The organism is Lysobacter sp. F60174L2 (assembly GCF_052547135.1).
On the sequence record NZ_JBQWRA010000003.1, the window covers coordinates 257,146 to 283,974 of the forward strand.

The following is a 26,829-nucleotide window of genomic DNA, read 5'->3' on the forward strand; positions in this document are numbered from 1 at the left end:
GATGGTCACGGACGGGACCGTCCTCAGACTCGTCAAACCGCCATCAGTTCCTGTTCCTTGGCCTTGACCACCTCGTCGACGTTCTTGATGCCCTCGTCGGTCAGCTTCTGGATGTCGGCCTCGCTGCGGCTGGCGTCGTCCTCGGTGATCTCCTTTTCCTTGAGGAGCTCCTTGACCTGGCTGTTGGCGTCGCGGCGGATGTTACGGATCGCAATCTTGGCGTTCTCGCCCTCGCCGTGGACGTGCTTGGACAGCTCCTTGCGGCGCTCCTCGGTCAGCGCGGGCAGGTTGATCCGGATCACGGTGCCGGCGGTGTTCGGGGTCAGGCCGAGGTCGGAATTGATGATCGCCTTCTCCACCGCCGAGACCATCTGCTTCTCCCACGGGGTGATGGTCAGCGAGCGGGCATCGTTGACGGCGACGCTGGCGACCTGGGTCAGCGGCATGTCGGAACCGTAGTAGTTGACCTTGAGGTGGTCGACCAGCGCGGTGGAGGCGCGACCGGTGCGGACCTTGGTCAGGTCGTGGCGAAGCGCCTCGACGCTCTTGGCCATGCGCGTCTGGGCGTCTTTCTTGATCTCGTTGAGCATCGCCGGCTCCGGTCTCGTGCGGTAATCGCGGGAGTATAGCGGAGCGAGCCGCCGCGGCCCCCGGTCAGTGGTGCGGGGCGCGGTCGTGGTGGTCGTGCTCGCAGGCCGCGCCATGCTCGATCTGCAGGGTGGGGTGGTTGATGCCGAATTCGTCGTCGAGCGCGTGGTTCAACGCGTCGATGAAGCCGTCGTGGTCCATATCGTCCGGCCGCACCAGGTGCGCGGTCATCGCGATCTCGCCGGCGCCGAGCGACCAGATATGCAGGTGGTGCACGGCGCGGACGCCGGGCTGGGCCAGCAGGAACGCGCGCACCGCGGCCTGGTCGATCGTGCGTGGCACCGCATCCATCGCCGCATTGAAGCTCTCGCGCAGCAGCCCGAACGCGCCAACGGCCACCACCGCTCCAATCAGCAGGGAAGTCACTGGGTCCAGCCAGGCCCAGCCCAGCCACCACATGCCGGCGCCGGCGATGACCGCCGCCAGCGAGACCGCGGCGTCGGCAACCAGGTGCAGGAACGCGCCGCGGCGGTTGAGGTCGTGATCGTGCCCGTCGCGCACCAGCCACGCCGCGCCGAGGTTGACCACGATGCCGAGCGCCGCGACCAGCATCACCGCCATGGCCGGGATCTCGGGCGGCGCGTTGAAGCGACGGACCGCCTCCCAGCCCAGCGCACCCGAGAACGCGACCAGCAGCAGTGCGTTGGCCAATGGCGACAACAGCGTGGCACGCCGCCATCCATAGGTATGCCGCTCGGTGGGCACGCGACGGGCCATCACCGCCGCACCCCAGGCCAGCGCCAACCCCAGCACGTCGCCGAGGTTGTGCAGCGCGTCCGAAAGCAGGACGAGGGAATTGGTGGCGAAGCCGTAGCCGGCCTCGAGCGCGGTGTAGGCCAGGTTGACCAGGGTCACCGTGGCGAATGCGCGGGTGCCGTGCGAATGGGCGTGCGGGTGGCTGTGCGAGTGCATGACGCGATCGTGTCACGCTGTCGCGCAGGACACTATTACGATCGCGGGGTTGGGTTCTTGTAGGAGCGACGTAAGTCGCGATAGCCAATCGTGCAACGGCAGAACAGCCGGTCGCGTCCCATCTGGCTCGCCGTTCCTAGTTCCGGCCCTGCACCAGCGTACCGATATTCTCGCCACGCAAGATACGCAGCAACTCGCCCGGCTGGCTCATGTCGAAGATCCGCAGCGGCAGGTCGCTGTCACGCGCCAGTGCGAACGCCGCGGTGTCCATGACCTGCAGGTTGCGGGCGATGACCTCGTCATAGCTGAGCGTGTCGTAGCGCACCGCGTCCGGATGCTTGTTCGGGTCCTTGTCGTATACGCCGTCGACCTTGGTCGCCTTCAGCAGCAGGTCCGCGCCGATCTCGACCGCGCGCAGCGCCGCACCGGAATCGGTGGTGAAAAACGGGCTGCCGACGCCGGCCGCGAAGATCACCAGCCGGCCCTTCTCCAGGTGGCGGATGGCGCGACGGCGGATGTAGTCCTCGCAGACATCGTTGATCTTGATCGCGCTCATGACCCGGGCCTTGCCGCCGAGCTTCTCCAGCGCGTCCTGCATCGCCAGCGCATTGATCACCGTGGCGAGCATGCCCATGTGGTCGCCGGTCACCCGGTCCATTCCGCCGGCGGCCAGCCCCGCGCCGCGGAAGATGTTGCCGCCGCCGATCACCAGCGCGATCTCCGCGCCGGCCTTCTGGGCTTCGATCACCTCGCGCGCCAGCCGGTGGATCACCAGCGGGTCGATGCCGTAGTCCTCCGCACCCATCAACGCCTCGCCGGACAACTTCAACAGGACGCGGCGATGGGCGAGTTGGGACATGGTGACCTCGGTTGTGGGCAAACGGCGGAATTGTACGGGATGCGGGCGTTCCGCCGCGCGCTGTCGGCGAAATCAATGGTTGGCGCGCCCCCCTGGGTTTTGCTCACAGGTGCCGAAGAAATGCAAGTTGTCGACTTTGCTGAATAGGCTTCAGGCACAAATTGACGCAATGCACAACAACGTATTTCGCGCGACGTCCAGAAAAAAATGTGACTTACGTCACAAATTAACATAAATATCCTGTTAACCGGCTTGTTAGAAAGGCGTTACCTACGTAATAGTCGGCGAGCCCGAATTGGGTTCCATCGACCGCGTTAGGGGAGTCATCTCGTGTCCACACCGACCATCAATCGTGCCTTGCGCCGCAGTGCACTGACCGTTGCACTCGGTCTCTGCTTTGCATCGGGCGTCCACGCCCAATCGAATACCACCGGCAACATCGTCGGTCAGGCACAGCCTGGCGCCACGGTCCTGGTGGTCAACCCGGCAACCGGCTTCAGCCGTGAGGTCACCGTCGGTTCCGACGGCAGCTTCCGCGCTGGCTCCCTGCCGTCAGGCCGCTACACCGTTACCCTGCGCAACGCGGACGGCACCACCAGCGTACGCAACAACGTTGGCGTCGCGGTCGGTACCGGTACCTCGGTCAACTTCGCAGGCGCGGCCGCTCCGAGCGGCGATGCCGTCGAGCTCGACCGCGTCCAGGTCACCGGCAGCTACATCCCGCCGATCGACTTCTCGTCGGTGGAGTCGGCGACCATCGTCACCGAGGACACCATCGACCGCCTGCCGGTACCGCGCAACGTGACCGCCGTCGCGCTGCTCGCCCCGGGCACCACCCAGGGTGACTCCGCGTTCGGCAACCTCGCATCGTTCGGTGGCGCCACCGTCGGTGAGAACGCCTATTACATCAACGGCTTCAACGTCACCAACTTCCGCAACGGCCTGGGCTTCAGCAACGTGCCGTTCGAGATGTACGCCCAGTACCAGGTCAAGACCGGCGGCTACGGCGCCGAGTTCGGCCGTTCCACCGGCGGCGTGGTCAACGCGACCACCAAGCGCGGCAGCAACGAGTGGCACTGGGGCGGCAGCATGTACTGGACCCCGGACAAGTGGCGCAAGGCCGACCCGGATGTCGTCGACGGCGAGGGCGCGCTGTTCAACAGCAACCAGTACGACACCGTGGACCGCCTCGAGTCCAACATCTACGCCAGCGGCCCGATCATCAAGGATCGTCTGTTCTTCTACGCGATCGCCAGCGGCCGCGACATCCAGACCAGCAGCACCAGCGTCACCGGTGCGGTGAGTGACAGCTCGACCGACAGCCCGTTCTACGGCCTGAAGCTCGATGCCTACATCACCGACAACCACCGTCTCGAGTACACCGGCTTCCGGGACACCAGCGAAACCGTATCGCCGGGTCAGTTGCTGCAGCCGGAGCCGGTGCCGGGCGAGTTGATCGGCTACAGCGGCGAGACCGCTACGGCCGCCGAAACCGGTGGTGAGAACCACATCATCAAGTACACCGGTTACCTGACCGACTCGTTCACCCTTTCGGCGCTGTACGGCAAGGGCGAGTACGCCTTGTCCGGCCCCTACAACACCGGGCCGAGCGGCGGCGATTGCATCTGGTTCACCTACAACCCGCTCGCGGAAGGACGCGTCAACCGCCAGATGGGGTGCGCGGTGCAGTCGCTCGACGTGACCGGTACCGATCAGCGCCAGGCTTACCGTGTCGATGCCGAGTGGGACCTGGGTAACGTGTTCCTCGGCAGCCACTTCCTGCGCTTCGGCTACGACGAGGAGCAGAACGAGTCGGTCAACTCCGCGACCATCCCGGGCCCGACCGGCTACCGTTACCTGGCGAACGAAGTCATTCCGCCGGGTCCGGACGGTGAAGTCGGTACCGGCGATGACGGCGCTCCCGAGTGGCAGGTCCGTCGTGACACCTACCGCAACATCGGCGAGTTCGAGACCAGCGGCAAGGCCTTCTACCTGGAAGACCAGTGGAAGCCGACCGAAGACCTGCTGATCACACTCGGCGTCCGCAACGAGCAGTTCGACAACAAGAACGCCGATGGGGTCAGCTTCATCACCGTGAAGGACCAGTGGGCTCCGCGCATCGGCCTGGCGTGGGACGTCGGTGGCGCAGGCACCAGCAAGGTGTTCGCCAACTACGGTCGTTACCACCTGCCGGTGGCCGCCAACACGAACGTCCGCCTGGGCGGCGCCGAGTTGTACCTGCAGGATCTTTACGAGTGGGATGGCACCTCGGTCGACCAGTACGGCGCTCCGGTCCTGGGCGACCTGATTCGCCCGCGTACCCTGGCTGACGGTACCGTGCATCCGACGGTTTCGTCGGTCGACCAGGACATCGATGCGATGTACCAGGACGAGTTCATCCTCGGTTACGAGTGGCAGTTCGCGCCCAAGTGGTCGGTCGGTATCCGCGGTATCTACCGTGAACTCGGGAGCTCCATCGAGGACATGGCGGTCGATGCGGCACTGAACCAGTACATCATCGACAACAACCTGCAGGCCACCTCGACCACGCAGGATTGCTTCGGCGACGACTTCGACGACGCTGGTAACCCGACGGGTGACACCGCCGACAACCTGTACGCCTGCGGCTTCGACTATTACGTGCTGGGCAACCCCGGCGCCGCCATGAGCATCCAGGTCGACCTGGATGGCGATGGCGTGCTCGAGCCGATCGAACTCTCGCCCGAACAACTGGGCTATCCGGATTCCGTACGCGAGTACCGGGCCGTGGAGGTGTTCTTCCAGCGCGCATGGGACGAGAAGTGGTTCCTGCAGGGTTCGTACACCTACTCCAAGAGCGAAGGCAACAACGAAGGCTTCGTGCGTTCGGACAACGGCCAGGATGATGCCGGCCTGACCACGAACTTCGACCAGCCGGGCCTGCTCGACGGTGGCTACGGTCGCCTGCCGAACGATCGTCCGCATACCCTCAAGGTGTGGGGCGGCTGGCAGTTCCATCCGGAGTTCCTGCTGAGCGGCAACCTGCTCGTCCAGTCGGGCCGCCCGATCAACTGCTTCGGCAACCACCCGACCGACGAGTTCGCACAGGCGTACGGCACCGAGTCGTTCTTCTGCAATGGCGAGATGGTCCCGCGCGGTTCGGTTGGCCGGACTCCGACCGTCAAGTCGCTTGACCTGGGTGTCGAGTACCGTCCGCTGTGGGCCGAACAGAAGTTGTGGTTCAAGGTCGACGCCACCAACGTGCTTGGTGACCAGACCGCGACCGAGGTGTATGAAGTCGGCGAGCTGGACTTCTCGAACACGCCGGACCCGATGTATGGAATCGGCACGTCCTTCCAGAACGAGCGCACCATTCGTCTGGCGGTCGGTTTCGACTGGTAAGTACAAGACGCATAGATCTCTCTCTGCTACACCTTGCGGCCGCCCCTCGGGGCGGCCGTTTTCTTTTGGACGCCAGTGCTGGACCGTTCCAGTCGGCAGGCAAAAAAAAGCCGCGGATCGCTCCGCGGCTTTTTTCGTGCGGGCGTTTGGACTTACGCCAGACCCGCCTGCTTCATCACTTCGGCGTGGAAATCATCAGCCTGCTTCTCAATGCCCTCGCCGACGGCGAGGCGGACGAAGCTGACAACCTCGGCGCCGCCGGCCTTCAGGGCCTGCTCGACCGACTGGTTGGTGTCCAGCACGTACGGCTGGCCGGTCAGGCACAGCTCGTTGACGGTCTTGGCGACCTTGCCGGAGATCATCTTCTCCAGGATTTCCGGCGGCTTGCCGGTGTCCTTGACTTGGGCCAGGGCGATTTCCTTTTCCTTGGCGACGAAGTCGGCCGGGACGTGGGCCGGCGAGATGTACGGCGGGTTCATTGCGGCGACGTGCATCGCCAGGCCACGGGCGAGGTCGGCATTGCCGCCCTTGATCTCGATCAGCACGCCGATGCGGCCGCCGTGGACGTAGGCGCCCAAGGTGTTGGCGCTGTCGATGCGGGCCATGCGGCGGACCTGCACATTCTCGCCGACCTTGGCGATCAGCACCGCGCGGGCCTCTTCGACGGTTTCGCCCGAAGCCAGCTTGGTGGCCTTCAATGCCTCGACGTCGGCAGCCTCGATCGCGGCTTGGCCAACGGTGTCGGTGAAGGCGATGAAGTTCTCGTCCTTGGCGACGAAGTCGGTCTCGGAGTTGATCTCGACGATTGCGGCCTTGCCGTCGGCCTGGGCGGTGACGACGCGCCCTTCGGCGGCGACGCGGCTGGCCTTCTTGTCGGCCTTGGCCAGGCCCTGCTTGCGCAGCCATTCGGCGGCGGCTTCAACGTCGCCGTTGTTTTCGACGAGTGCCTTCTTGCACTCCATCATGCCGGCGCCGGTGCGCTCGCGCAGTTCCTTGACCTGGGAGGCGGTGATCTCTGCCATGGGTTGGTACCTCTATGTTCGTGATGTTGTAGGAGCGACGTAAGTCGCGACCGGAGGCCGCACGGAGGTCGGGGCGGGCGGGTCGCGACTTACGTCGCTCCTACAAATAAAGTGGATGCGGCCGCGCAGCTTGGCGCGGCCGCATGACAGCGGTCTTACTCGGCAGCCGGGGTTTCGGCGGCGGCGTCGGCCGGCTTGGCTTCGTCAGCCTTCGCCTCGTCCTTCTTCGCGGCTGCCTTCTTGGCCGGCGCGCGGCGCGGGGCCTTGTCGTTGCCACCCTCGGCGAAGTCTTCCTCGCGGACGCTGGCGGCGGACGGCGCAGCGGCCTTGCCTTCCAGCACGGCGTCGGCGGCGGCACGGGCGTACAGCTGCACGGCGCGGATGGCGTCGTCGTTGCCCGGGATCGGGTAGTCGACCAGCGCCGGGTCGTAGTTGGTGTCGACCACGGCCACGACCGGGATGCCGAGCTTCTTGGCTTCCTTGATCGCGATGTCCTCGTGGCCGATATCGATCACGAACAGCGCGTCGGGCAGGCGGTTCATTTCCTTGATGCCGCCGAGCGAGGCCATCTTCTTGTCGCGCTCGCGGCGCAGGCCCAGCACTTCGTGCTTGACCAGCTTCTCGAAGGTGCCGTCGGTCTCGGCCGCTTCCAGCTCCTTCAGGCGGCCGACCGACTTCTTCACCGTGGCGAAGTTGGTCAGGGTGCCGCCCAGCCAGCGCTGGGTCATGTACGGCATGCCGCAACGCTCGGCCTCTTCCCTGATCGACTCGCGCGCGTTGCGCTTGGTGCCGAGGAACAGGATCATGCCGCGCTTCTGGGCGATGCCCGAGATGAAGTTCATCGCGTCGTTGAACAGCGGAACGGTCTTCTCGAGGTTGATGATGTGGATCTTGCCGCGGGCGCCGAAGATGTACGGGCCCATCTTCGGGTTCCAGTAACGGGTCTGGTGGCCGAAGTGGACGCCGGCTTCCAGCATCTGGCGCATGGTGATCTGGGGCATTGCTGTAACTCCGATAGTGGAACCCGGCCGCCGGGTAGGGTGGGGCGGCTGCCACGGCGCGGGCCATGGCGATGGATTCCGGGGTTGGGCCTCCCTGCTGCTTCCGTGACCGAATCCCTGGCGGTACTGGAGACTGGCTCCGGACTGCCTGGGACACCCCGGCACGGATTGTGGCGGCAGGTGTGTATTCGCCGGTGACGCCCGGCGTGGGCGGAGTGCGGACACAGGGCCAGCACAGCCGGGCAATTGTACGGGCCCGGGACATGCCAGGCAAGGCCGGGGTTGCCCTGACGGCCAGCGCCCTCGCCGCCGTCCCCGCCATCCGCCCTGATAAGCGATAATGGCTGGATGGCAATTACCCTGAAAACACCCGAAGACATCGAGAAGATGCGCGTCGCCGGCCGCTTGGCCGCCGAGGTGCTGCAGGTCGTCGCCCCGCACGTGAAGCCGGGCGTGACCACCGAGGAACTGGACCGCATCTGCCACGACCATATCGTCAACGTGCAGGGCGCGGTCCCGGCCAACGTCGGCTACAAGGGCTTCCCCAAGACCGTCTGCACCTCGGTCAACAACGTCATCTGCCACGGCATCCCCAGCGAGGCCAAGGTCCTGAAGGACGGCGACATCGTCAATATCGACGTTACCGTGATCAAGGACGGCTGGCACGGCGATACCAGCCGCATGTATATCGTCGGCACCCCGTCGGTGATGGCCAAACGGCTGGTCGACGTGACCCGCGAGGCCATGTTCCGCGGCATCCGCGCGGTCAAGCCGGGGGCCACGCTGGGCGATGTCGGTGCGGCGATCCAGGCCTATGCCGAATCCGAGCGCTTCTCGGTGGTGCGCGAGTACTGCGGCCACGGCATCGGCAAGGTCTACCACGACGAGCCGCAGGTGCTGCACTACGGCAAGCCGGGGCAGGGCGTGGTGCTCAAGCCGGGCATGACCTTCACCATCGAGCCGATGATCAACGAGGGTGGGCGCCACACCAAGGTCCTGCCGGACGGCTGGACCGTGGTCACCAAGGACCGCAAGCTTTCCGCCCAGTGGGAACACACGGTGCTGGTGACGGACGACGGCGTGGAGATCCTCACCCGGACGCCGGGTGACGACAACGATCTATGAGTCCGTCCGTTCCTGCCGATAGTGCGCCGGCGGGACCGGACGGCATCGGCCGGCATCCCGGCCACGAAGACGCCGCCTGGGCGGCACGCGCACGCGACGAGCTGGCCCGCGCCGACGCGGGCTTTGCCGCGCGTTTCGACGCCGACGCCGACATCGATCGCCTGCTGGCCGAGCGCGCCGCCGCCGTCGACGTGCTGGTGCAGTCGGCGTGGCAGCGCTGCATCCCTCCCGAGGCCGAGCTGGCGCTGTTCGCGGTCGGCGGCTATGGACGCGGTGAACTGTTCCCGCAATCGGACGTCGACCTGCTGGTGATGGCCGAGCCGGCTGCGTCGGAAGCGAACTCCGATGCGCTGGCCCGCTTCTTCGCGGTGCTCTGGGATTCCGGCGTCCCGGTCGGGCATGCGGTGCGCTCGCTGGAGCAGTGCACGGAGGCGTCGATCGAGGACATCACCGTGCTGACCGCGTTGCTCGAAGCGCGCCCGCTGGCCGCCAACGAGCACGAGCGCCGCGAGTTGCAGGGCGCCGCCTCGCCGCGGCTGGCGTGGGCGCCGCAGGAGTTCTTCGACGCCAAGCGCGAGGAACTGCTGGAGCGCCACGCGCGCTATGGCGACACCGCCGACAACCTCGAGCCCAACCTCAAGGAAGGCCCCGGCGGCCTGCGCGACGTGCAGACCCTGCACTGGATGGCGCTGCGGATCATCGGTACCGCCGACATGGAGTCGCTGGTCGCGTTCGGCCAGCTCGGCGCCGACGAGGTCGCGACCATCGAACGCGAACGCCGCGCGCTGGCACGGCTGCGTTACGGCCTGCACCTGGTCGCGGGCCGACGTGAAGAACGGTTGCGCTTCGACTACCAGAAACTGCTGGCCACGCGACTGGGTTTCGAGGACGTCGGCGGCACGTTGGCGGTCGAGCAGATGATGCAGGGCTTCTACCGCAGCGCATCGCTGGTGCTGCGGATCGGGGAACGGCTGCTGCAGCGCTTCGAGGAGCAACTGCAGGGCGAGGCCGAACCCGAGCCGCTGGACGAACTGTTCGAGCTGCGCCGCGGGTACCTCGCCGCACGCGACCCCGACTGGCCGCACACGCCCGACGAGGTGCTGGCGCTGTTCCGGACCTGGGCGCTGCGCGGCGAACTGCGCGGCCTGCATTCGCATACCGCCCGCGCACTGGCCGAGGCGCTGCCCGACTTCCCCGACTACGCCAGCGCCGACGACGCGCTGCGGCAACAGTTCCTGGGCTTGCTGCGCGGCGTGCAGCCGGTGCGCAGCCTGACCCGGATGGCGCGGCTGGGCGTGCTGGGGCGCTGGATCCCGGCGTTCCAGAAAGTGTCCGGACGCATGCAGTTCGACCTGTTCCATGTCTACACGGTCGACCAGCACACGCTGGCGGTGCTCAAGAATCTCTCCGCATTCGCCTCGAGCGAGCGCGACGAGCGATTCGCGCTGACCCACGAAATCTGGCCGCGACTGCGCAAGCCCGAGTTGCTGTTGCTGGCCGGCCTGTTCCACGACATCGCCAAGGGCCGCGGCGGTGACCATTCCGAACTCGGTGCCGACGATGCCCGCGAATTCTGCGGCACGCTCGGCCTGGGCGAGACCGACACCGCGCTGGTCGAATGGCTGGTGCGCCATCACCTGCTGATGTCGATGACCGCGCAGAAGCAGGACATTGCCGATCCGGGGGTGATCCACCGTTTCGCCACCGCGGTTGGCGACCGCGAGCGCCTCGACCATCTGTACCTGCTGACCTGCGCCGACATCGCCGGTACCTCGCCCAAGCTCTGGAACGCGTGGAAGGACCGGCTGATGGCCGACCTCTACACCGCCACGCGGCTGGCGCTGCGGCGCGGGCTGGAAAACCCGTTGGCCGCGGTCGAACGTGCGGCCGAAACCCGCGCGGCCGTGCAGGCGATGCTGGCCGCGCTGGGTATCGGCGATTCCGAGGTCGCCGCATTGTTCGCACGCATGCCGGACGCCGGCTTCCAGCGTGGCCGCCCGGACCAGCTTGCCTGGCAGGCCGCGTCGCTGCGCGGCGTGGCGGTGGGCGAGACCCGCGTGCGGGTGCGCCCGGTCGCCGCGCACGCCGGGGCGCTGGAAGTGTTCGTGCATTCGCCGGACGCCGACGGCCTGTTCGCCGCGATCGTGGCCACGCTCGACCGCTGCGGCCTGGCGATCCAGCACGCGCGGGTGCTGGACGGCCCGCACGACAGCATTTTCGACACCTTCGAGGTGATCCCGGCCGAAGGTCGCTCCGCATCGATCGCGGAAGATGTCGAACGCAAGCTGGCGCAGGCGCTGGCCGGGCCACTCGACCGGATCCGCCCCGCACGTCGCACCCTGCCGCGGCACCTGCGGCATTTCCGCATCCCGCCGAAGATCGGTTTCGACGCGACCGACGGCGCCCGCACGACGCTCAGCCTGGTCTGCACCGATCGTCCCGGCCTGCTCGCCGACGTCGCCGAGGCGCTGCGCACCCAGTCGATGCGGGTGCACGACGCGCGTATCGCAACCTTCGGCGAGCGCGCCGAGGACGTCTTCCAGATCACCGCCGCCGATGCCGATGGCGACGACCAGCCACTCGACGAAACACGGCAGCAGGCGCTGTCCGCCGCGCTGCTTGCCTGCCTTGAAGGAGAAGCCCGATGAGTCCCCCCAGCAAGCCCGCGAAGAAGGCGGCCCGGAAGAAGCCGGCGACCCGCCGCGAACCCGCCGATCCAGGTGTCGACGAACTGCGCTTCATGATCGAAAGCGCGTTCGAACGCCGTACCACGCTGACGCCGGAGGAGATGGAAGGCTCGACCCGGCCCGTGGTGGAGCGCGTGATCGAAGGCATCGAGAACGGCGAGTTCCGCGTCGCCGAGCCCGACGGCAAGGGCGGCTGGCAGGTCAACGAGTGGCTCAAGAAGGCGGTGCTGCTGTACTTCCGCACCCAGGACATGGAAGTGATCGAGTCGTACCCGGCGCCGTTCTGGGACAAGATCCCGGCGCGTTTCGGCGAGTTCGACGAGGCCGCGTTCCGCAAGCTCGGCGTCCGTGTGGTGCCGGGCGCGATCGTCCGCCGCGGCGCCCACGTCGGCAAGGACGTGGTGCTGATGCCGAGCTTCGTCAACATCGGCGCGCATGTCGGCGCCGGCACCATGGTCGATACCTGGGCCACGGTCGGCTCCTGCGCGCAGATCGGCAAGCATTGCCACCTGTCCGGCGGCGCCGGCATCGGCGGCGTGCTGGAGCCGCTGCAGGCGACCCCGACGATCATCGAGGACCACTGTTTCATCGGTGCGCGCTCGGAGGTGGTGGAGGGCTTCGTGGTCGGCCACCACAGCGTGATCGGCATGGGCGTGTTCCTCGGCCAGAGCACCCGCATCTACAACCGCGCGACCGGCGAGGTCAGCTACGGCTCGGTACCGCCGTACAGCGTGGTGGTGTCGGGCCAGTTGCCTTCGAAGGACGGCACGCATTCGCTGTACTGCGCGGTGATCGTCAAGCAGGTCGACGCGAAGACGCGGGCCAAGACGTCGATCAACGATCTGCTGCGCGGACTGGCGGACTGAGGACGATGTCCGGCGCGGCGTGACTTCCGGCAGGAGTCGCGCGGCGCCCCCGCGTGCGACACAGGACGGATCGCCCGGGGAGGAGTCGATCCATGAAGAAACCATTTGTCACCGTGCTGCTGATGGCCGCACTGGTGGTCGCGTCCACGGCGTCCGCGCAGGACCTGACGCGCTACAGCGACGAGGGGTTGCGCAAGGAGCTGGCGGCCATCGCCGATTCCGAGACCGCCGTGCTGGTGCCGATGCGCGACGGCATCGGCCTGTCGACCAACATCTGGCGGCCCAAGGGCGCGACCGGCAAGTTGCCGACGGTGCTGTGGAAGACGCCGTACAACGAGCACAAGGTGCGCGGTGGCACGGCGCGCTACGCGATCGAGGCGGTGCGCCGCGGCTACGCGTTCATCGTGCAGAACGAGCGCGGCCGCTATTTCAGCCAGGGCGATTACGAGATCCTCGGCTATCCGCAGACCGACGGCTACGACGCGCTCAGCTGGATCGCGGACCAGCCCTGGTCGAACGGCAAGGTCGGCACGCTGGGCTGCTCGTCGTCGGCCGAATGGCAGCTGGCGCTGGCGGGCATGGACCACCCGGCGCATGCGGCGATGGTGCCGATGGCGTCCGGCGCGGGCATCGGCAAGGTCGGGCCGTTCTGGGAGCAGGGCAACTTCTATACCGGCGGCGTGCCGCGCACGCTGTTCGCGGTGTGGATGTACGGCGTCGACAATCCGATGCGCGCGCAACTGCCGCAGGGCCTCACCGGCGAGATGCGCGCCCGCGTCGCGCAGTACAACGACCTGCAGGCGGAGAAGCCGGAGGTCGACTGGCAGGAACACATCCGCCACCTGCCGTACGCCGAACTGCTGTCGTCGCTGGACGAGCCGGCAGGCACGTTTGAGGAACTGATCGCGCGCGGCCCCGGCGACCCGGCATGGAAGACCGGCGGCCTGTATGACGACTCGATGGGTTGGGGCGTGCCCGCGCTGTGGTTCAACAGCTGGTACGACGTGTCGATCGGTCCCAACATGGCGCTGTTCAACCACGCGCGCACGGTGAACTCCGACCGCGAGGCCAGCGCCAACCAGTACGTGGTGGTCGGCCCGAACCCCCATTGCCAGTTCTCCAAGCTCGGCGAGGACTACAAGGTCGGCAACCGCGAAATGGGCGACGCGAGCTTCCCGGTCGACGAGCAGGTCTGGGCCTTCTTCGACCGCTGGCTCAAGGACAAGCCGGCCGCGTTCGCGTCCAGCACGCCGCACGTGCGCTACTTCACCATGGGCGCCAACCGCTGGCAGTCCGACAGCCAGTGGCCGCCGAAGGCCGCCGAGCCGGTGCGGATGTACCTGCACTCGGGCGGCAATGCCAACTCGATGTACGGCGACGGCGTGCTGTCGTTCGAGGCACCAACCGCTGACGAACCCGAGGACCGCTATCGCTACGACCCGGCCAACCCGGTCCAGACCATCGGCGGCGGCGACTGCTGCAACGGCGGCCTGGTGACGGCCGGCGCGTTCGACCAGCGCCAGATCGAGGCCCGCCACGACGTGCTGGTCTACACCAGCGAACCGTTGGAGGAAGCGATGGAGGTGAGCGGTTTCGTCGACGCGGTGCTCAAGGTGTCGTCGAGCGCGCGCGACACGGATTTCGCGGTCAAACTGGTCGACGTCGCGCCCGACGGCACCGCCTGGATCATCGGCGACACCATCCTGCGCGCGCGCTACCGCGACGGCTACACGCACCCCGAACCGATGCAGCCGGGGCAGGTGTACACGCTGGAGCCCACGCCGATCACGACGTCGATCCGCTTCGACAAGGGCCATCGCATCCGGGTCGAGGTGACCAGCTCGAACTTCCCCAAGTTTGCCCGCAACCTCAACACCGGCGGCGCCAACGAAACCGAAAGCGAGATGGTGGTGGCCGACAACGCCGTGCACCATTCGGCGGACGCGGCCAGCTACATCGAGCTGCCGGTCGTCAGGCGCTGACGCATCGCGCATGCGGCGGGCGCGCGGTCGCCGCATGCGCGGGTTTTCGGCATCATGCGCGCATCGCCAACGATGGGAGCGGGCATGACCACCACGCTGTACGGGCTGAAGAACTGCGACACCTGCCGCAAGGCGATCAAGTGGCTGGACCGGTTCGGGGTGGCGCACGAGTTCGTCGACTACCGCGACAACAAGCCGTCGCCGGAGGCCCTGGTCGAATGGGCGCGGCAGGCCGGCAGCTTCGAGTCGCTGATCAACAAGTCGTCCACCACGTGGCGGCAACTGCCCGACAACCGCAAGGCCTCGGCGTCGGACGCCGAGTGGAAGCTGCTGCTGCGCGAGTACCCGCAACTGGTCCGGCGCCCGGTGGTGGTTACCGGTGACGGCGTCATGACGCAGGGGTTCAGCGACAACGGCTTCAAGAAGCGCTTCGGCGTCTGAGTTGTCCTCCCGGGCATAACGACGCGGCCCCGGGCCGTCCTGCAGCTACGATGGGCGCATGAGCGAAATCCTCGATCTCGCGCGCGAGCTGATCGCGCGCCCCTCGGTCACCCCCGATGACGCCGGCTGCCAAGCCCTGCTCGCCGGGCGTCTGCATCGTGCCGGTTTCACCTGCGAACACCTGCGCTTCGGCGAGGTCGACAACCTCTGGGCCACGCACGGCGATGGCGGCCCGGTGCTGGTGCTGCTCGGCCACACCGACGTGGTGCCGACCGGCCCGGTGGAAACCTGGAGCAGCGATCCGTTCGCCCCGGAAGTCCGCGACGGCGTGTTGTACGGACGTGGCGCGGCGGACATGAAGGGCAGCGTCGCCGCGTTCGTGGTCGCGCTGGAACGCTTCGTCGCCGCGCACCCGGACCATCCCGGCACCGTGGCGCTGTTGCTGACCTCGGACGAGGAGGGCGACGCGATCGACGGCGTGCGGCGCGTGGCGAAGGTGTTCGGCGAACGTGGCCAGCGGATCGACTGGTGCATCACCGGCGAGCCGTCGTCGACCCGGATGCTCGGCGACCTGCTGCGCGTCGGCCGCCGCGGTTCGCTGACGGGCACGCTCACCGTGCGTGGCGTGCAGGGCCACGTCGCCTACCCGGACAAGGCGCGCAACCCGGTCCACCAGGCGCTGCCGGCACTGGCCGAACTCACGGCGCGACGCTGGGACGAGGGTTACGAGAGCTTCCCGCCAACCAGCCTGCAGATCAGCAACATCGGCGCGGGCACGGGCGCCAGCAATGTCATCCCCGGCGACCTGCAGGTGCTGTTCAACCTGCGCTACAACCCGCATTGGGACGCCGCCCGGCTCGAAGTCGAGTGCGAAGCGCTGCTGAAACGGCATGGCCTGGAGTTCGACCTGCGCTGGCACCGCAGCGGCGAACCGTTCCACACGCCGGAAGGACCGTTGCGTTCTGCCGCGCGCGAGGTGCTGGCGTCCTTTGCCGGCGCGATGCCGGAAGAGAGCACCGGTGGCGGCACGTCCGATGCACGTTTCATCGCCCCCTTGGGTGCGCAGTGCATCGAGGTCGGGCCGGTCAACGCCAGCATCCACCAGGTCGACGAGCACGTCAGCGTCGCCGACCTGGAAGCGTTGCCGGACCTGTACCTTGCGCTGATCGAAAGACTGCTGGTGCGCTAGTCGCCGCGTGTGGCGCCGGCGCCCGTGGTTTGCGGAAATGGCACCGTGGCCCATGCAATCGACACATCCCCGGAACCGATCGGCACACCGATTCCGTCGCGCGCGGCCGTGACGCCGGTCAACTGTTCCGGCAGGCCATGCGAACGGTCGAAGGCATGGAACTGCGTCGCGCCGACCGGAAGTTCGAACGCGATCAACGCACCCTCCGCGGCAAGCCCGACCACCGAGACCCGCCGCCACGGCTCACTGCCGGCATGCCAGCGTGACGGCGCCAGCGGCTGACCGTTGACGCGCACCGAGGCGAGGTCGACCGTGCCCGGCAGCATCAGCCCACCTTCGAGGGCGCCGCGCGGCGAGCGCAGCCGCACCTGCAGGTGCTGGCGATCACCAGTCACCGTGTGACTTTCGATCGTGACTGTCGGCGCCGGCAACGCGGGACCGGGTGGTCCGGCGAGACCCCATCCGCCCCAGGGTTGCATCGGGCTGGATTCTCGAGCGAATCCCGTGTCGTGGAAGAAGCCGCCCGGCAACATCGCGCGCGACTGCGCGAATACCCGTGACCTCTCCGGACCCGCGACCAGCACCAGGTTGACCGGGCGCGGCACGTCGGCATCGAACGCGGGCCGCACCAGGGCCAGCAGCGCGCAGGCCAGAGCCACCACCCAGCTGCCCGCGGTCGCGAACACCATGCCGGGGCGCACCGACAGCATCGTGGGCAGCAGCGGCAGCATTATCAGACCAGTGACCACCGGTACCGCGACCAGTCCCTCGTGCCCGATGGCGTCGTAGGCACCTTCGGCATAAGGCGCCCACAACAGTGCAGCCGGCACCGCGGCCAGGCCAGCCCACAACACCGGTCGGCGCGGCGAGACGTGCCCGGCCACCACGCCGACCAGCAGCGGCAGCAACGCCACGTGGGCGCCACCTGGCATCCACAGGACCGTCGCGACCGCGACCAGCGCGAACGGCAGCAGCGTCGCCCACGCCAGCGCCGCCTCGCCAGAGAACCGGCGGACCACCCAGCCGCAGGGCACGAGCAACCCGCCCGCCAGCAGCGCGAAGAACGCCACCATCGCGCCAGCCTGCGCGGTCCAGGTGGCCGGCATCGCCCCGAGTGCCCGCAGCAAAAGGTGACCCAGCACGCCTGCGACCACCAGCACGACGAGGCCGGCGACGACCATCGCACCCGCTGCGGGCAACGCGATCGCCCGCGTGGACTGGTTGCGCACCAGCCGCCATCCCAGGGCCAGCCAAGCCGCCAGCGCGATCAACAGCAGCGCCGGGTTCCACGCCACCGGCCAGCCGGCCATCACGCCGCCGGGCAGGCTGAAGAACACCGCGTCCTCGTCACTCGCCACCGGCGGTTCGGCGGCGGCGAACGCGCGTGCCAGCGAGAGTGCATGGTCGCCGTGGTGCTGCAGCGAGCCGGGATCGAGGTGGGCGATGTCGTCGAGCGGCGTGTGGTACCGCGCCGGCGCCCGCGCCCAGGCGAAGTTGGCACCGGCCAGGCCTTCGCGCCGGTAAACGGTGAAGTCGGTGTCGTTGGGCAGCGTGCGGTAGATCTCGTATTCCAGTGAAGAGCCGGCCGGCGCTACCAGCGACCGGCGCAGCAACCGGGACAACGCGGCGTTGCCGGCCTGGGTCTCGATCAGCAGGCTGGCGCCGGTGGTGCCGCGAGCCTCCAGGTTGACCACCCGCGCGATGCGCTTGAACTCCGGCTCGCGCGCGAATGCTTCCGCGCCGATGAGGCCCAGTTCCTCGCCGTCGTTGAGCAACAGCCACACGTCGCGCGCGGGCGGTGGACCCGCCCGTAGCGCCCGCGCCACTTCGATGATTGCCGCCACGCCGGCGCCGTCGTCCGATGCGCCCGGCCCGGCGGTGACCGAGTCGTAGTGGGCCGACAGCAGTACCGCGTCGTCGGGCGAGGTACCGGGCACCCGGGCGACGATGTTGTCGACCGTCGCGCAGGTGAAGCCGCCGCAGGCGAAGCGCCGCTGCACCTGCGGGTCCAGATCGAGCGCCTGCAGTTCGGTGACGATCGCGTCGCGCACCGCGGCGTTGGTGGCGCTGCCGGTAGGGTGTGGGCGCTGGTCGCCAAGGATCCGCTCCAGCACGCCCATCGCCCGGGAGGCGGAGAACGCCTCGGCCGGGGCGTCGGGGCCAGCAGCGGGCGGCGCGCGACTGCCGTGGATCCCGAGCCAGGCCGCCAGGCAGGTCGCCAACAGCAAAACCGCGGCCATTGTTGTCCGGAGGCTTGCGCCCCGGCGGTCATCGGTGGAAAGTGTCGACATCGGGGGTCCCTCCAGCCCAGCCGGGATCATACGGCGGGTACCTCCCAGAACCGGAATCGCCATGCGTCTCGTCGCCAACAACCGCAGCAATAACAACGCCAGCCTCCCGCAGGCCGGCGATTAGCGCGCGCGACAACGCTCATCGTCCACCAGGGCCTGCACTGCGAAGTGCGGGCCTTTTTGTTTTCCGACGTTCCCTTCATCCACCAGGAAACCCGACCATGTGCTCGATCCTCGGAATCTTCGGCCTCGCCCCGGGCGATGACCTTGTCCAGTTGCGGCGGCAGGCACTGGAGCTCTCGCAACGGCAGCGTCATCGCGGTCCGGACTGGAGCGGCGTGCATGCCGACGATGGCGCGATCCTCGTCCACGAGCGGCTGGCAATCGTCGACCCGGCCGGCGGCGCACAGCCGATCCGCTCGGCCGACGGGCAGCTCGTGCTCGCCGTCAACGGCGAGATCTACAACCATCGCGAACTGCAGGACGCGCTGGCGCAGCCGTACGCTTTCCAGACCGGTTCCGACTGCGAGGTGATCAACGCCCTGTACGCGCAGGACGAGGACATCGGCGACTGGCTCGACCGGCTCAACGGCATCTTCGCGTTCGCCCTGTGGGATCGCGCCCGCGGCCGGTACCTGATCGCCCGCGATCCGATCGGCGTCTGTCCGCTGTACTGGGGCCATGACGGCAGCGGCCGGCTGTGGGTCGCATCGGAGATGAAGGCGCTGGTCGGCACCTGCAGCGATGTCGCCCAGTTCCCGCCCGGCTACTGGTATGACAGCGCCACCGGCCGGCTGCATCGCTATTACGAGCGTGCGTGGCGCGATCACGATGCCACCGTCGGCGTGCGGGTCGCGCCGAACGAGCTGCGCGAGGCGTTCGAGCGTGCCGTGCACCGCCAGATGATGAGCGACGTCCCCTATGGCGTGCTGCTGTCGGGCGGACTGGATTCCTCGCTGGTGGCTGCATGTGCGGCGCGGTTCGCCCGGCGCCGCATCGAGGAGGACGACCAGGCCGAAGCGTGGTGGCCTCGCCTGCATTCGTTTGCGATCGGGCTGGAAGGCTCGCCGGACCTGGCCGCGGCCGAAATCGCCGCCGAGGCACTCGGCACCGTCCACCATGGTTTCACCTACACCATCGAGGAAGGACTGGACGCGCTTCCGGAGGTCATCCGCCATATCGAGACCTATGACGTCACCACCATCCGCGCCTCCACCCCGATGTACCTGCTGGCGCGGCGGATCAAGGCGATGGGCGTCAAGATGGTGCTGTCGGGCGAGGGCAGCGACGAGATCTTCGGCGGCTACCTGTACTTCCACAAGGCGCCGAATGCTCGCGAGTTCCACGACGAGCTGGTGCGCAAGCTCGACGCCCTGCACAACTACGACTGCCTGCGCGCCAACAAGTCGATGATGGCCTGGGGCGTGGAGCCGCGGGTGCCGTTCCTCGACGTCGAGTTCCTGGACGTGGCGATGCGCATGGATGCCAGCGCCAAGATGGTCGGGCAACGGGCCGACGGCAGCCTGCGCATCGAGAAGGCGGTGCTGCGCGAAGCATTCGACGGCTACTTGCCCGAAGGGATCCTCTGGCGGCAGAAGGAGCAGTTCAGCGATGGCGTCGGCTATGGCTGGATCGATGGACTCAAGGCGCACGCCGAAGCCCATGTCAGCGACCGCGAATTCGCCGCCGCGGCTAGCCGCTTCCCGGTCAACCCGCCGCAGAGCCGGGAAGCGTATTTCTACCGCACCATCTTCGAACGGCAGTTTCCCGGCGAGGCCTGCGCGCAGACCGTGCCGGGTGGCAAGTCGATCGCCTGCTCGTCGCCCGCGGCGATCGCCTGGGATGCCGCGTTCGCCGACGCCGCCGATCCGTCGGGCAGGGCGGTGGCGGGGGTGCACCAGGCGTCACTGGGGTGATTTCGCCTCGTGCCGCTGCAGGACGTAGGCGATGTTGTGCATCGAGGTAAGGCCCTGCGCCTGGAACGCAGGCTGGTTTGCAAGGATGTTCTGCCGCTCGAGTACCTCGATCGACCAGTCGCGCTGGTAGAGCGCTCGCACCTGCGCTTCATCGATCGCGAACGGTGGGCCGTCGAGTTCGGCCGGCGGGTATTCCAGCGACACCAGCAGGCCGCGGCAGCGCGGGGGCAGGGCGGCGTAGACCTCGTCGGCGTAGCGCTGCCGCAGCGAGGCCGGCAGTGCAATCAACGCGGCGCGGTCGTAGAACGCGGTGCAACCGGACAGGGCTTCGTGGTCGAGATCGAAGACGTCGCCGCAGATCAGTTCGATCGCGCCGGCGCGATGGTGGGTGCCGTAGCGCGAGCGGGTCACGGTCGGCTCGATGCCGGCCTCGGCGAAGAACTGCTCGATCGCCAGCGGCGACAGTTCCACCGCCAGCACACGGTGGCCGCGCGCGGCCAGCCAGAGCAGGTCGGGTGACTTGCCGGCCAGTGGCACGAACACCTGGCTGCCGGCGGGCAGGTCGAGCGTCGCCCAGTGGCGTTGCAGCAGCGGATTGCCGTCGGGCTGGTTGAAGCCGGTGCGGCCGTCACGCCAGCGTGCGTGCCAGTAGTCGGGGTCCATCAGGGCGTGCCCTCATCCGCCCTTCGGGCACCTTCTCCCGCCAGCGGGAGAAGGGAGCGGATCATCGCTGTCATTGCTCGACTGAAAGTCCTTCGACCTTCTGCCGCGCCGGGACGCAACCGGCTTGCGAAAGGGTCCAACGCGCCGCCGCGCGCGACGCAACGTGCTTGTTATTCGACATACAGCCCTTCGACCTTCTGCCAGCCCCGCGGCAGCAACCCACCCCGCGTCGCCCGCGCGCCGATGTAACCGTCCAGGTCCTTCCACGACAGCGTCATCGTGCGGGCGCCGGACTTCACCGACAGCGTGCCGCCCGGCGGCACCACGGCGACCGCGACCACGCGCTCGGTGCCGAGCTTGGCCTTGGGGATGTCGATCAGCTTGTTGCCCTTGCCCTTGTCGAGCTCCGGCAATTCGGAAACCGGGAACGCCAGCAGGTGGCCGGCGGTGGTGGCCACCACCACGCGGTCGGTGTCGACGTCGGCCACCGGCGCCGGTTGCACCACCGTGGCGTTCGGGGTCAGCGACAGCATCGCCTTGCCGGCCTTGTTGCGGCTGGTGAGGTTCTCGAAGCGGGTGACGTAGCCGTAGCCGTGGCTCGACGCCAGCACGAAGCGGCTGTCGTTATCGCCGCTGGCGACCGCCTGGAACGACGCGCCCGGAGCCGGCGAGAACCGTCCGGTCAGCGGCTCGCCGTTGCCGCGCGCCGACGGCAGGCTGTGGACGATCGTCGAGTAGCTGCGCCCGGTCGAATCGAGGAACGCGACCTGCTGGTTGCTGCGCGCCTTCGCCGACGCCAGCAACTCGTCGCCCTCGCGATAGTTCAGCGCGGCGGCGTCGATGTCATGGCCCTTGGCCGCGCGCACCCAGCCCTTGGCGCTGACCACCACGGTCATCGGCTCGCTCGGGGCCAGGTCGGTTTCCGACAGCGCCTGCGCGGCGCCACGGGCGACCAGCGGCGAGCGGCGGGCGTCGCCGAACTTCTTGGCGTCGGCCTGCAACTCGTCCTTGATCAGCTTCTTGAGCTTGGCCTTGCTGCCGAGGGTGGCGATCAGCTTGTCGCGCTCGGCGGCCAGTTCGGCCTGCTCGCCGCGGATCTTCATTTCCTCGAGCCGCGCGAGTTGCCGCAGCTTGGTCTCGAGGATGTAGTCGGTCTGCTCCTCGCTGAGCTTGAAGCGCTTCATCAGGACGGGCTTGGGCTCGTCCTCGCTGCGGATGATGCGGATCACCTCGTCGAGGTTGAGGAAGGCGACCAGCAGGCCTTCCAACAGGTGCAGGCGGCGCTCGACCTTCTCCAGCCGGTGGGTCAGGCGGCGGGTCACGGTGGTGGTGCGGAACGCCAGCCACTCGGTCAGGAACGCCTTGAGGTTCTTGACCTGCGGGCGCCCGTCCAGCCCGATCACGTTGAAGTTGACCCGGAAGCTCTTCTCAAGGTCGGTGGTCGCGAACAGGTGGCCCATCAACTGCTCGGTGTCGACCCGGTTGCTGCGCGGAATCAGCACGATGCGGGTGGGATTGCTGTGGTCGGACTCGTCGCGGATGTCCTCCAGCCACGGCAGCTTCTTGGCCCGCATCTGGGTCGCGATCTGCTCGATGACCTTGCCCGGCGAGGCCTGGTGCGGCAGCGCGGTGACGACGATGTTGGCACCGTCCTTTTCCCAGGTGGCGCGCGCACGAACGCTGCCGTGGCCGGTTTCGTACATCGCCAGCAGGTCGGCGCGCGGGGTGATGATCTCGGCGGTGGTCGGGTAGTCCGGGCCGAGCACGTGCTCGCACAGGTCGCGGGTGGTCGCGTCGGGGTCGTCGAGCAGGCGCAGGCAGGCGCTGACGACCTCGTTGAGGTTGTGCGGCGGCACGTCGGTGGCCATGCCGACCGCGATGCCGGTGGTGCCGTTGAGCAGCAGGTGCGGCAGCCGCGCCGGCATCCACGAGGGCTCCTCGAGGGTGCCGTCGAAATTCGGGTCCCAGTCGACCGTGCCGTGGGCGAGCTCGCCCAGCAGCACCTCGGCGATCGGGGTCAGCTTGGACTCGGTGTAGCGCATCGCCGCGAACGACTTGGGGTCGTCGCTGGAGCCGAAGTTGCCCTGGCCCTCGACCAGCGGGTAGCGGTACGAGAACGGCTGCGCCATCAGCACCATCGCCTCGTAGCAGGCGCTGTCGCCGTGCGGGTGGAACTTGCCGATGACGTCGCCGATGGTGCGCGCGGACTTCTTCGGCTTCGACGCGGCGTTGAGGCCGAGCTCGCTCATCGCGTAGATGATCCGGCGCTGCACCGGCTTGAGGCCGTCGCCGAGGAACGGCAGGGCGCGGTCGAGCACCACGTACATCGAGTAGTCGAGGTAGGCGCGCTCGGCGTATTCGCGCAGCGGGATCTGTTCGAAGCCGTGGAAGGCCGGACGTACGTTGTCAGTCATCGATCAGCGGTCACCAGTGGGAGCGATGTAACCAGATAGGGTGCGGCGGTGCCGCCATCGCGGCTCAGCGATGCAGGTCGCCGGCCGACTCGGGCTGGTAGCGGATCGACAGCACCCGCAGCCGGATCGTACGGCCGCTGGGCACCGGCCATTCGATGGTGTCGCCGACGCGCAGGCCGAGCAGGGCGCTGCCGACCGGGGCGAGGATCGAGACCTTGTCGTTGCTGCCGTCGGCGCCGGACGGGTAGACCAGGGTCATCTCGCGCTCGCCGCCGCTGGCCTCGTCAAGGAAACGCGCGGTCGAATTCATCGTGATCACGTCGGCCGGCATCTTGCCCGGCTCGACGACCTGCGCCCGCGCCAGCTCCGCTTCCAGGGCGGAAGTGTCGATATCGGCGTTGCGCGGGTCCTCCAGCAAGGCCTCGATGCGGTCGCAATCCAGGCGGGACAGGAGCAGGGTGGGCGTGGTCGAAGCGGTCATGCGGTTGGCTCCAAAGCGAGACGGGCGACGCATCGATGCGCCGCCCGCGGGATACGGCAAGTCTACTCCAGACGGTAGTGTCGCAGCGGTCCCGCGGCAAGGCGGTGAAAAATCCGCATCGACGTGTTGACAACCACCACGCCGCATCGCAACATACGCGGCCCGCACAGCTCGCTGCGCGGTTTGCCCAGGTGGCGGAATTGGTAGACGCACTAGCTTCAGGTGCTAGCGGGGGCAACTCCGTGGAGGTTCGAGTCCTCTCCTGGGCACCAAATATCGTCCGACAACTACCAGGTCGGACACACAGGAAACCCCGCTTCGGCGGGGTTTTTTGTTGGCCGCGACGCATGGCCGGACCGGCTCTCCCGCCACGGGTCGTTGACGGCGCGGGTGTACCATCGCCGCGATGAACAAGCCCCCCAGCAAGCGCGGCAGCGCCCGCAAGTCGTCCGGCAAGGCCGGCTCCTCCAGCAAGTCGGGCAAGGCCGGCGCCAAGTCGGCCGCCGCGCGCGGCAGTGGGTCAGGCAAGGGGACCGGCAAAGGACCCGGCAAGGGCAAACCGTCCGGCAAGCAGCCCGGCTGGCTGCCGACCCCGCCGCCGCGCGGCACCCGCAAGCCGCCGCTGGCGCCGCTGCACGGCGAGCCGGTACGTGGCAAGGGCGGTTTCCAGGACCCCTACGCCGAGCGCGAGGCCGCCCGCTACGAGCAGCCGATCGCCAGCCGCGAAATGATCCTGCAGCTGCTGTCCGCCGCCGATGGCCCGATGGAGGCCGAACAGCTGGCGGAAAAGCTCGCCCTGACCGCGCCGGAACGCTTCGAGGCGCTGACCGCGCGGTTGCGCGCGATGGTCCGTGACGGCCAGCTGCTGCAGAACCGCAAGGGCGGCTACGTGCCGGCCGAGCAGGTCGACCTGGTCGCCGGCAGCGTGATCGCCAACCCGGACGGCTTCGGCTTCCTGCGCCCGGATGCGGGTGGCGACGACCTGTTCCTGCCGCCGTACGAGATGCGCAAGGCGATGCACGGCGACCGCGTGCTGGCCAGCGTCACCGGCACCGACCGCCGCGGCCGCCAGGAGGGCGCGATCGTCGAGGTGCTGGAGCGCCGGCTCAGCCGCCTGATCGGCCGTTTCATCCTCGAGGACGGGGTCAGCTACGTCGAGCCCGACGACAGCCGGATCCAGCGCAACATCCTGATTCCGCCGGAAGCCCGTGGCGAGGCACAGGCCGGGCAACTGGTGGTCTGCGAACTGACCCGTGCCCCGGATGCGCGCCGCCCGCCGATGGGCAAGGTGCTGACCGTGCTCGGCGAGCGCCTGACCGCCTCGCTGGCGGTGCAGGCGGCGATCCACGGCCACGACATCCCGCACGAGTTCCCGCAGGAAGTGCTCGACCAGGCCGCCGCGGTACCGCTGGAAGTCGAGGACGCCACCGTCCGCGAGCGCGTCGACATCCGCGACCTGCCGCTGGTCACGATCGACGGCGAGGACGCCAAGGACTTCGACGACGCGGTCTGGTGCGAACCCAACCGCGACGGCTTCCGGCTGGTGGTGGCGATCGCCGACGTCTCGCATTACGTGCGTCCCGGCACCCCGCTCGACGACGAGGCGCAAAAGCGCGCGACCTCGGTGTACTTCCCCGGTTTCGTCGTGCCGATGCTGCCGGAGACCCTGTCCAACGGCATCTGCTCGCTGAAGCCGAAGGTCGACCGGCTGTGCTTCGTCTGCGACATGCAGATCGACCGCAAGGGCGAGGTCACCGGCTCGAAGTTCTACGAGGCGACCATGCACTCGCATGCGCGCCTGACCTACACCCAGGTCTGGAACGCGATCGACGAGGCCGCGTTGCCGGAAGACCGCGAGGACGCGCTGGGCCGGATCGGCTCGCTGTTGCCGCAGGTGCAGCGCCTGCACCAGCTGTACCAGGTGCTGGCGAAGGCGCGGGCCAAGCGCGGCGCGATCGAGTTCGAGTCCAGCGAGGTGCGGTTCGTGCTCGACGCCAAGGGCGAGGTCAGCCAGGCCGGCATGCTCCAGCGCAACGACGCGCACAAGCTGATCGAGGAATGCATGATCGCGGCCAACGTCGAGGCCGCGAAGTTCCTGATCGACGCCGAGGTGCCGGCGCCGTACCGCATCCACGACCGCCCGCCGGAGCAGAAGTACGCCGACCTGCTGGAGTTCCTCAAGGAGTTCAAGCTGCGGATGCCGCCGTGGGGCAAGGTCCACCCGCGCGACTTCACCCAGCTGCTCAAGACCATCCGCGAGCGCGCCGACGCGACCCTGATCGAATCGGTGCTGCTGCGCAGCCAGAGCCTGGCCGTGTACCAGCCGGAGAACGTCGGCCACTTCGGCCTCGCGCTGGAGGCGTACGCGCACTTCACCTCGCCGATCCGGCGCTATCCGGACCTGCTGGTGCATCGGGCGATCAAGCATGCGCTGAGTGGCGCGAAGCCGGAGAAGTTCCGCTATTCGCCGAGCGCGATGGCGCAGCTGTCGCTGCAGAGTTCGGAACGCGCGCGCCGTGCCGACGAGGCCTCGCGCGAGGTCGACGAGCGCTATCGCGCGGCATGGATGGAGAAGCACGTCGGCAGCGAGTTCGATGGCGTGATCAGCGGCGTGACCAGCTTCGGCCTGTTTGTCGAGCTCGACGAATCCAAGGTCAACGGCCTGATCCACGTCACCCAGCTGCCCAACGACTTCTACCACTTCGACCCGATCCGCAAGACCCTGACCGGCCAACGCACCGACCGCGAATTCCGCCTCGGCGACCGGGTCAGCATCATCGTGATGAAGGCCAGCGTCGAGGACCGCAAGATCGACTTCAAGCTGGTTGGACAAGGTGGTGGTGAGGGCGGCGACCGGCCGATGCAGCAGCGCGGGCAGCCGGCGAAGCGGAAGAAACAGAAGTACTAGGGCGTCCCGTTACCCATGTAGGAGCGACGTAAGTCGCGATTTC

18 protein-coding genes and 1 tRNA gene are annotated in these 26,829 nt (G+C 68.0%); 10 read left to right on the plus strand and 9 right to left on the minus strand.

Annotated elements, in window-relative coordinates; genetic code table 11:
* Positions 1 to 32: 32 nt before the first annotated feature.
* The 3 genes from frr to pyrH all read right to left on the minus strand — a co-directional run bounded on the left by frr (position 33) and on the right by pyrH (position 2,419).
* Positions 33 to 590, minus strand: a complete 558-nt coding sequence (gene frr, locus ACT9AS_RS10225; protein ID WP_445100033.1) for a ribosome recycling factor — start codon at positions 588 to 590, stop codon at positions 33 to 35.
* 64 nt (positions 591 to 654) lie between these two features.
* On the minus strand, positions 655 to 1,560 hold the full coding sequence (locus ACT9AS_RS10230; protein WP_445100034.1) for a cation diffusion facilitator family transporter: 906 nt from the start codon (positions 1,558 to 1,560) through the stop codon (positions 655 to 657).
* A gap of 136 nt (positions 1,561 to 1,696) precedes the next feature.
* On the minus strand, positions 1,697 to 2,419 hold the full coding sequence (gene pyrH, locus ACT9AS_RS10235) for a UMP kinase (RefSeq protein WP_445100035.1): 723 nt from the start codon (positions 2,417 to 2,419) through the stop codon (positions 1,697 to 1,699).
* A 330-nt stretch (positions 2,420 to 2,749) separates the two neighbouring features.
* On the opposite strand from pyrH, the gene ACT9AS_RS10240 reads away from it, so the two are divergent.
* Complete coding sequence (locus tag ACT9AS_RS10240; protein ID WP_445100036.1) at positions 2,750 to 5,800, plus strand: TonB-dependent receptor domain-containing protein; 3,051 nt, start codon at positions 2,750 to 2,752, stop codon at positions 5,798 to 5,800.
* Positions 5,801 to 5,952: 152 nt separating this feature from the next.
* Here ACT9AS_RS10240 and tsf read toward each other — a convergent pair whose 3' ends face one another.
* Positions 5,953 to 6,822: a translation elongation factor Ts gene (gene tsf, locus ACT9AS_RS10245; protein ID WP_445100037.1), complete on the minus strand. Its 870-nt coding sequence runs from the start codon at positions 6,820 to 6,822 to the stop codon at positions 5,953 to 5,955.
* Between the two features lie 155 nt (positions 6,823 to 6,977).
* The gene (rpsB, locus tag ACT9AS_RS10250; protein WP_445100038.1) at positions 6,978 to 7,823 is read right to left on the minus strand and encodes a 30S ribosomal protein S2; all 846 of its coding nucleotides are present in this window, start codon (positions 7,821 to 7,823) and stop codon (positions 6,978 to 6,980) included.
* Positions 7,824 to 8,171: 348 nt separating this feature from the next.
* Here rpsB and map point away from each other — a divergent pair, with 348 nt between their 5' ends.
* From map to dapE, 6 genes are all read left to right on the plus strand, one after another.
* Positions 8,172 to 8,948 carry a type I methionyl aminopeptidase gene (gene map / locus ACT9AS_RS10255; protein ID WP_445100039.1) on the plus strand — a complete coding sequence of 259 codons (777 nt, stop codon included), beginning with the start codon at positions 8,172 to 8,174 and terminating at the stop codon, positions 8,946 to 8,948.
* On the plus strand, positions 8,945 to 11,596 hold the full coding sequence (gene glnD, locus ACT9AS_RS10260) for a [protein-PII] uridylyltransferase (protein WP_445100040.1): 2,652 nt from the start codon (positions 8,945 to 8,947) through the stop codon (positions 11,594 to 11,596). Before map ends, glnD begins: the two co-directional genes overlap by 4 nt.
* The gene (gene dapD, locus ACT9AS_RS10265) at positions 11,593 to 12,501 is read left to right on the plus strand and encodes a 2,3,4,5-tetrahydropyridine-2,6-dicarboxylate N-succinyltransferase (protein WP_445100041.1); all 909 of its coding nucleotides are present in this window, start codon (positions 11,593 to 11,595) and stop codon (positions 12,499 to 12,501) included. Before glnD ends, dapD begins: the two co-directional genes overlap by 4 nt.
* Positions 12,502 to 12,593: 92 nt before the next feature.
* Positions 12,594 to 14,483, plus strand: coding sequence for a CocE/NonD family hydrolase (locus ACT9AS_RS10270; protein ID WP_445100042.1), 1,890 nt, complete (start codon positions 12,594 to 12,596; stop codon positions 14,481 to 14,483).
* Positions 14,484 to 14,567: 84 nt separating this feature from the next.
* Positions 14,568 to 14,924: a Spx/MgsR family RNA polymerase-binding regulatory protein gene (locus ACT9AS_RS10275; protein WP_445100043.1), complete on the plus strand. Its 357-nt coding sequence runs from the start codon at positions 14,568 to 14,570 to the stop codon at positions 14,922 to 14,924.
* A gap of 58 nt (positions 14,925 to 14,982) precedes the next feature.
* Positions 14,983 to 16,113 (plus strand): succinyl-diaminopimelate desuccinylase, encoded by a 1,131-nt coding sequence (gene dapE / locus ACT9AS_RS10280; RefSeq protein ID WP_445100044.1) that lies wholly within the window; start codon positions 14,983 to 14,985, stop codon positions 16,111 to 16,113.
* Here dapE and ACT9AS_RS10285 read toward each other — a convergent pair.
* Positions 16,110 to 18,353, minus strand: coding sequence for a M20/M25/M40 family metallo-hydrolase (locus ACT9AS_RS10285; protein WP_445100045.1), 2,244 nt, complete (start codon positions 18,351 to 18,353; stop codon positions 16,110 to 16,112). The genes dapE and ACT9AS_RS10285 overlap by 4 nt on opposite strands.
* Positions 18,354 to 18,625: 272 nt before the next feature.
* On the opposite strand from ACT9AS_RS10285, the gene asnB reads away from it, so the two are divergent.
* A complete protein-coding gene (gene asnB, locus ACT9AS_RS10290; protein WP_445100046.1) occupies positions 18,626 to 20,320 on the plus strand; it encodes an asparagine synthase B in 1,695 nt (564 codons plus the stop codon).
* Here the strand turns inward: asnB and ACT9AS_RS10295 are convergent.
* The 3 genes from ACT9AS_RS10295 to rnk form a co-directional block, all read right to left on the minus strand.
* On the minus strand, positions 20,309 to 20,983 hold the full coding sequence (locus ACT9AS_RS10295) for a thiopurine S-methyltransferase (protein WP_445100047.1): 675 nt from the start codon (positions 20,981 to 20,983) through the stop codon (positions 20,309 to 20,311). The genes asnB and ACT9AS_RS10295 overlap by 12 nt on opposite strands.
* A gap of 170 nt (positions 20,984 to 21,153) precedes the next feature.
* The gene (gene parC, locus ACT9AS_RS10300; RefSeq protein ID WP_445100048.1) at positions 21,154 to 23,397 is read right to left on the minus strand and encodes a DNA topoisomerase IV subunit A; all 2,244 of its coding nucleotides are present in this window, start codon (positions 23,395 to 23,397) and stop codon (positions 21,154 to 21,156) included.
* 64 nt (positions 23,398 to 23,461) lie between these two features.
* Positions 23,462 to 23,878: a nucleoside diphosphate kinase regulator gene (gene rnk, locus ACT9AS_RS10305; protein ID WP_445100049.1), complete on the minus strand. Its 417-nt coding sequence runs from the start codon at positions 23,876 to 23,878 to the stop codon at positions 23,462 to 23,464.
* A gap of 185 nt (positions 23,879 to 24,063) precedes the next feature.
* Here rnk and ACT9AS_RS10310 point away from each other — a divergent pair.
* Together ACT9AS_RS10310 and rnr are read left to right on the plus strand one after the other, a co-directional pair.
* Positions 24,064 to 24,150, plus strand: a tRNA-Leu gene (locus ACT9AS_RS10310).
* Positions 24,151 to 24,284: 134 nt separating this feature from the next.
* Positions 24,285 to 26,786, plus strand: coding sequence for a ribonuclease R (gene rnr / locus ACT9AS_RS10315; RefSeq protein ID WP_445100050.1), 2,502 nt, complete (start codon positions 24,285 to 24,287; stop codon positions 26,784 to 26,786).
* The last annotated feature ends 43 nt before the right edge of the window (positions 26,787 to 26,829 follow it).